Genomic DNA, 6,094 nt, shown 5'->3' with positions numbered 1-6,094 from the left:
AAACCCGTTCCACGACAACCCAATCCGATCGACGCAGTCACCATCGCCCCACACTGGCGTACCGCATCAACCACATCGCTGGCCAACGCAACACCCAGAACCGACCAACCTTAAGTCACTGGTATTGAGGCTAATCCCGGTCATCGCCCCAGACTGGTTTTGTCAAGAAGGGCGTGAAATCGGCGGGTGCAGCGCCCAGTACTCGGCACCACGGACCGTGTGTGGAACTGTCGGCGGGCATGTTCCTATGCCGGTCTTCCCTACCGTCCGGTCTTCCCTACCGTCCGGTCTTCTCTACCGTCCGGGCAGCCCAGCGGCTCGGGCACACGCTCGCATACGATCATGCAGCCCGTCGACACCCCACCCGGCCGCTTCCGCCTGTTGCCAGGAGTTCTTCCGCTCCACCAGCGCCACCAACGCCGCGAGAGACGCCGCCCCATTGGCGCTGCTCGACCCCGCCGAACACCCACGCCATCCGAGCGAACACCTCGTCGAAACCCGCTGGCAGTAGTCATTCGCGCGCCATGCGAATCCGGTCCTTGGATCTATGCCAGCCCTGGCTCGGTTGCAAATCCCGCTTTGCTTCAACTCATCCCAGCGACGGATGCGTAGCACCTTCGACAGAACCCCCAACCAAACCACCCTGTACCAACAAGGATCAAGATGCATGATGGGACGCAGGATTGGACTCCCCCCTCGTCGGGTTCCCGAAGAGCCGGCCCTGCATCGATGTTGGGGGGACTTCGTCCGCGCTCCAGGCCGAGCGAACAGCAAGCTACATCGTAGGCATTTCCCCCATGTCCCAAAGATTCAGCACTTGAAACGATGACATCGAGAGCAATACCTACTGCTTCGAAGCAGGGACACGAATGCATTAAGTCGGGGTGGCGAGCACTACTAGGAAGGAGGCTGGCTGCGCTACGTCGATCTGAAATCGGGGCAACCGACTATTCGGTAGTCCATCCTGATATACCCCGAGCGCTGAGCTATTTCGGCGTGGTCCCAGATTCGCCAGAAGACTGGAGCCGCCAATGCCGATTGCACCTTGTCTGCGGAATGGAGAGTGACGTGGAAAATACAATTTTGGGTTGGCCCGATTTTTCCTATCCAGAACTTGCGACCATACTGGCAGATGCCACTCCATGTCCGAGACGATCGAACGACTCCCTTCAGGAACTACGGGCAAACGCAGCGGCAGCTGCGACACTTCCATCTATCGCTATCGATAATTCATAGGAACCGGGCGCAACCGTGGGTGATTGTTCGACAACGTGTTGAGGAGGTCGCATCGGCCCAGGTACGCGCGGCCCTCAGCCGGACAGCCTCCACGTCACTCGACGCGCGGGACGAGGCGCGTGTTGCGCCGTTTGACCCATGCTCGCTGAATTCGCCATTCTAATTCTGGAGTCTCGTCTTTTGACCATGCCATCCTTCCCGCCGTCCGCCTCCCCGAGCGGTTGCCCTGTCCAGCACGGTTCGCCGATCGACACCGACGGGCCCCGCTACGCGCTGTATTCGGAGGAATACGCCGCCGATCCCCATCGGGCCTACCGCGACATGCGCCGCAAGTACGGTCCGCTCGTTCCGGTAGAGCTGTCGCCCGGTGTGCCCGCCACCTTGGTGATCGGCTACCACACCGCACTGCGCATTCTCAATGATCCCGAGCATTTTCCGGCCGACCCGCGCACTTGGCAGAAGGGCATTCCCGGCGAGTGCCCGATCCTGCCGATGCTGGAGTGGCGGCCGAATGCGTTGCGCAGCGCGGGCCTGGAACACCTGCGCTATCGGCAGGCGAACGTGGCGAGCATCGCGGAGATCGATCTGCACGCCCTGCACAGCACCGTCGAGCGGATCGCCATCCCGCTGATCAACGCCTTCTGCCAGGACGGCGCCGCGGATCTGATCAGCCAGTACGCTTTCCCGCTCACGTTCGCGGTGCTCAACTCCATGGTCGGCTGCCCGCCGGATATCGGGCAGCAGGTCGCGACCGGCATGGCCGCCATCTTCGAAGGCGTCAACGCGGACAAGGGCAACGCCATGCTCACCGACGCGCTGTTCGAGCTGGTGCAGATGAAGCGGAAGGAACCGGGCGACGACGTCACTTCCCGGTTGCTGCGGCACCCCGCGAACCTGGACGACGTGGAGATGATCCACCAGCTGGTCACCTTGTACGGCGCGGGCATCGAGCCGCAGCAGAACCTGATCGTCAACACCCTGCGGCTGATGCTCACCGACGACCGGTTCGCGGGAAACTTTCTCGGCGGGAGCCTTTCGACGCGCGACGCCCTCGACGAGGTCTTGTTCAACGACCCGCCGATGGCCAACTATTGCGTCAGCTATCCGAAGCAGCCGATCCTCATCGACGGGGTGTGGTTGCCCGCGCACCAACCGGTCGTGATCAGCATGACGGGCTGCAACAACGACCCAGCGATCAATACGGGTGAATACACTGGCAACCGAGCCCATCTCGCGTGGGGTACGGGGCCGCATGCCTGCCCCGCCAGATCGGTGTCGTACCTGATTGCACAAGACGCCATCGACCAACTGCTTGACGCACTCCCAGAAATGCGCCTTGCCGTCGCGGCCCGGGACCTGCTGTGGCGACCCGGACCATTCCACCGTGCCTCGGTATTCCTGCCCGTCGTCTTCCCCATATCCCCGCCAGTGAACTGAACCGCGGCCCAGTCGAGTACGAAAGCAGTTCCGCGAGCGTGCGGTCTCCGTCTCGGTGAGGCGTCCATCGACCGGTTGAATAATCTGGTCGTGGTCGGTGCTGCGGCATCGGCAGCGGCTGGAATCCCTTGGCGGAGCGGAAGTCGGATCCGAGCACAATGTCAGTTTGGAGACGCTGTTGCGGCGGGTGGACAAGCTGGCGGCGGTGCGCGCCCTGCCGCCGCACCCAGATGCTGCGGCACTTGTACGGTGCCCACCACCTGGCTACCGGCCCAGCCTTTTCACTGCATCCGAGATCGCATGCGGTGGCGGGAGTCTGAGGCCTTGTCTTCAGTCGTTGCGGCGGTGGCGGCCGGGTCGGAAACGGCACCGGCCACCGCAACCACGCCGAGCAGGACGACGCCATTTCCGCGTGACATCCGCTGGCGCAACCAGCACACCCAACCCAAGCGGGCTTCGCCGCCGCCCCAGCTACAGCCACATATCCGTGGTCACAAGTTATCTGCTGGAGTAATTTCCCCAGAGCCCCGGTGGATGACGCTAGTAGGCAGGGTTAGCACCTGTGGGCCGGAGTCGTCACCATTGATGCGTGCCAGGAGCCGCTCTGTTGCCATTCTGCCCATCGCGGTGATGTCCTGGGTAACGACGGTTATGGACGGGTCCAATAAATCCGCGGTTTCGAAGTCGTCAAAGCCTACAAGCGCTCGGTCATTGCTGAGACCGCGTTCGCGGAGGGAACGGATGGCGCCGAGAGTGCACCGGTTGTCCAGTGTGAAGACGGCTGTTGGCGGCTGCGGCAAGTCGAGTAACTCGTCGGTGGCGGCCTTGGCTGCGTCTGCTCCCTCCACGTCGAGGCGAATGAGCCTTTGGTCTGCTTGCAATTGGTGTGTCAGCAAAGCGGCATGATAGCCGCGCAGACGTTCGGAGACGGTATACAGCGATGCGGATTCTCCGACGACGCCGATGCGGCGGTGCCCGTTACCCAGTAGATGGGTCACTGCGGCGTAGGCCCCTCCGAAGCCGTCGCAGAGGACCGCATCCGCAGCGACCCCGGCAGGAGGCCGGTCGATGAATACCAGGGGCAGTCCAGCAGCCTGTTCAGGCCGGAGATAGGACTGATCGAAGCTGACAGGGACGATCAGCAGGCCGTCCACGCGCCTGGACGACAGCGCTAACGACGTTGCCATTTCCCGGTCGGGGGAACGCGAGGTAGCGGTGACCACCAACAGCTCGTGTTGCTCGGCCACCTGCTCGATGCCCCGTATCAGACTGTCGAAGAACCGGGTAGAAGATTCCTTCAGGACCAGACCGATCGTGTCGGTCCGGCTGCCTTGGCGCAGGCCACGGGCAAGTTCGTTGCGGCGGAATCCCAGTTCCTCGGCGACAGTGAGGATCCGGCTGGCCGTCTCCGGGGACGCGCCGCCCTCACCGTTCAGGACCCGGGACACACTCTTGATGCTCACCCCCACCTGGTCAGCGATGGCCTTCATCGTCGGCCGCGCCGCTGTGGGCCGCACCGGCCGACGCATCGCTTCTCCCAACCAGTTAGCCAGATTCGATCTTGCAGGTCTCACTGGATCGTATCCGCAGGAGTTGCTCCGGAACAACTTTCCTCACTTTCCTATGTTGCCCGTTCCCGGTGTCGATCAGCGCTCGCCCGCTCTCCGTCATCATTGAGCCACCTAGCCGACATCATGCGAGCAGTGTTTGTGGTTTCGGCGGCGCGCTCTCCGACACCGTCACCAGTCCCGGTAGGTAGCGCGGGACGGTGCCGATACCGGTGATTTCGATGGGCGTCACCCGGGGCAGCCCGGAATGTGAACTATCTTCGCATGAAGTGCGTTGACGTCCCGACGTCATGTCGCAGCAGCCTCGGTGCCTCAAATTTTTCAGTACAAGTTATGCAATCGACCACCCTCGCCCATCCCGGCTGACGCCGGATTGGATTCTACAGGGATACGCACGGTCGGATTCACCGAGTTGAAGGCGGACGTGCAGGCCTGGATGAAGGGTTTTGGGATCGGCGTTCCACGCGCTATGGATAGACACTACCGCCAATCCGGTGTAGATCGAATCGAAGTACGCACAGCGAGGGAAGGGGGCGTCGTCGGGGCTCTAGCGGGTTTTGACTTCATTCCCGATCAGCCTTTTCTTTCCGCATCGATCAACTCCATTCGCGGCAGAATCGATTCAATATATTCGTGCTGTTCGAATGCTGCCCGTGAGCAACTCGACGTGATTCTGAATAGCTCGGACGGCCCCGTCGCGGGTTACCCATCGCCGAATGAGCTTGCGAATCTGACAGGCGACAGTGACGAAACTGCGCTCGGCAGGCGTTTGACGAAAGATTCGATTTGGTATGGAATGAAAGTCTTGTGATCGTCAAATCAGCGGAGAATAGTCCACCCGCCCAGCGATGCCGGTCTAATTCGTGGCCTTCATATTCACTACTCGGCAAGCCCAAGACGCCCTCGGGATCTTCTACCGAGATCGCGGAACTATTCGGACGATGAGCGGCCGGGAGGCGCCGAGGGTAACCAGGGGTTTGGGCTCGATCACGGCCTGGGACGTGCCCACGAAGCGGTAGCGCTGTAAGAGCATGGCGATCACGAACTGCATCTCTGCCATGGCGAAGTTGTTGCCGATGCAGAGCCGGGCGCCAGCACCGAATAGAAAATATCCTGGTCTATCAAATTTCATGCCGGTATCGTCCGAGAAGCGGTCCGGATCGAATCTTTCTGGGTCTTCCCAGAAATCACGATGACGGTGTACGAAGTAGGTGCTCCAGAAAACTGTCGTCCCCGCGGGAATTCTGTAGCCGCCGATCTCGTCGTCCTCTGTGGCTTGGCGGCATGCCTGCCATCCCGGTGGATATAACCGAAGCGTTTCCTCGATGACTCGGCGGGTGAACACGAGATGCGGTAAGTCTTCCATGGTGGGTCGGCGATCGCCCAGGACTCGTTCGATCTCCTCGTATAGCCTTCGCTCGACATCAGGATGGCGACCGATCAGATACCATGCCCAGCTGAGCGTGGCTGCGCTCGTCTCGTGACCAGCGAACAGCATCGTGAACACCTCGTCCCGTAGCTGCTTGTCGTCCATGCCCGCACCCGTCTCGCTGTCGCGGGCACCCATCATTATCGACAGCAGGGTTCCGCGTTCGTGCGCATCTTGGCGATGCCGACGGATGATGTCGTGGGTGATCTCGTCCAGCACCCGCAGGGCGTCGTGAAGGCGTCTATGCCCCGGGGTCGGCACCGAAAGAGGCAGTAGTGGAAATTGCATGAAGGCAGCTATTGATCCGAAACTAAAAGGTTGAAGCGTAAGTGGTGTGTGGGGCCTGGAAGTAGCTGCGGGCGCGGCCGGGGAGCTTCTGGACGCGGTGGAAGAACGAGCGCACGGCGGTCTCCATCTGGGCGGG

The 6,094-nt window shown here is 61.5% G+C and carries 3 protein-coding genes; 1 reads left to right on the top strand and 2 read right to left on the bottom strand.

Features of this window, described 5'->3' with window-relative positions:
* The first annotated feature begins 1,422 nt into the window (after positions 1-1,422).
* Positions 1,423-2,673: a cytochrome P450 gene (locus IU459_RS36295; RefSeq protein WP_195134116.1), complete on the top strand. Its 1,251-nt coding sequence runs from the start codon at positions 1,423-1,425 to the stop codon at positions 2,671-2,673.
* A 491-nt stretch (positions 2,674-3,164) separates the two neighbouring features.
* Here the strand turns inward: IU459_RS36295 and IU459_RS36290 are convergent, their stop codons facing one another.
* Both IU459_RS36290 and IU459_RS36285 read right to left on the bottom strand, forming a co-directional pair.
* A complete protein-coding gene (locus IU459_RS36290) occupies positions 3,165-4,202 on the bottom strand; it encodes a LacI family DNA-binding transcriptional regulator (protein WP_195134115.1) in 1,038 nt (345 codons plus the stop codon).
* 952 nt (positions 4,203-5,154) lie between these two features.
* Complete coding sequence (locus tag IU459_RS36285) at positions 5,155-5,970, bottom strand: cytochrome P450 (protein ID WP_324199163.1); 816 nt, start codon at positions 5,968-5,970, stop codon at positions 5,155-5,157.
* Positions 5,971-6,094: the final 124 nt, after the last annotated feature.

Origin of the sequence: Nocardia amamiensis (genome assembly GCF_015477605.1) — a bacterium.
Taxonomy (GTDB): Bacteria; Actinomycetota; Actinomycetes; order Mycobacteriales; family Mycobacteriaceae; genus Nocardia; species Nocardia amamiensis_A.
The sequence above is the reverse complement of the archived record's forward strand: the minus strand, read 5'-3'. Positions and strand labels throughout refer to the sequence as shown.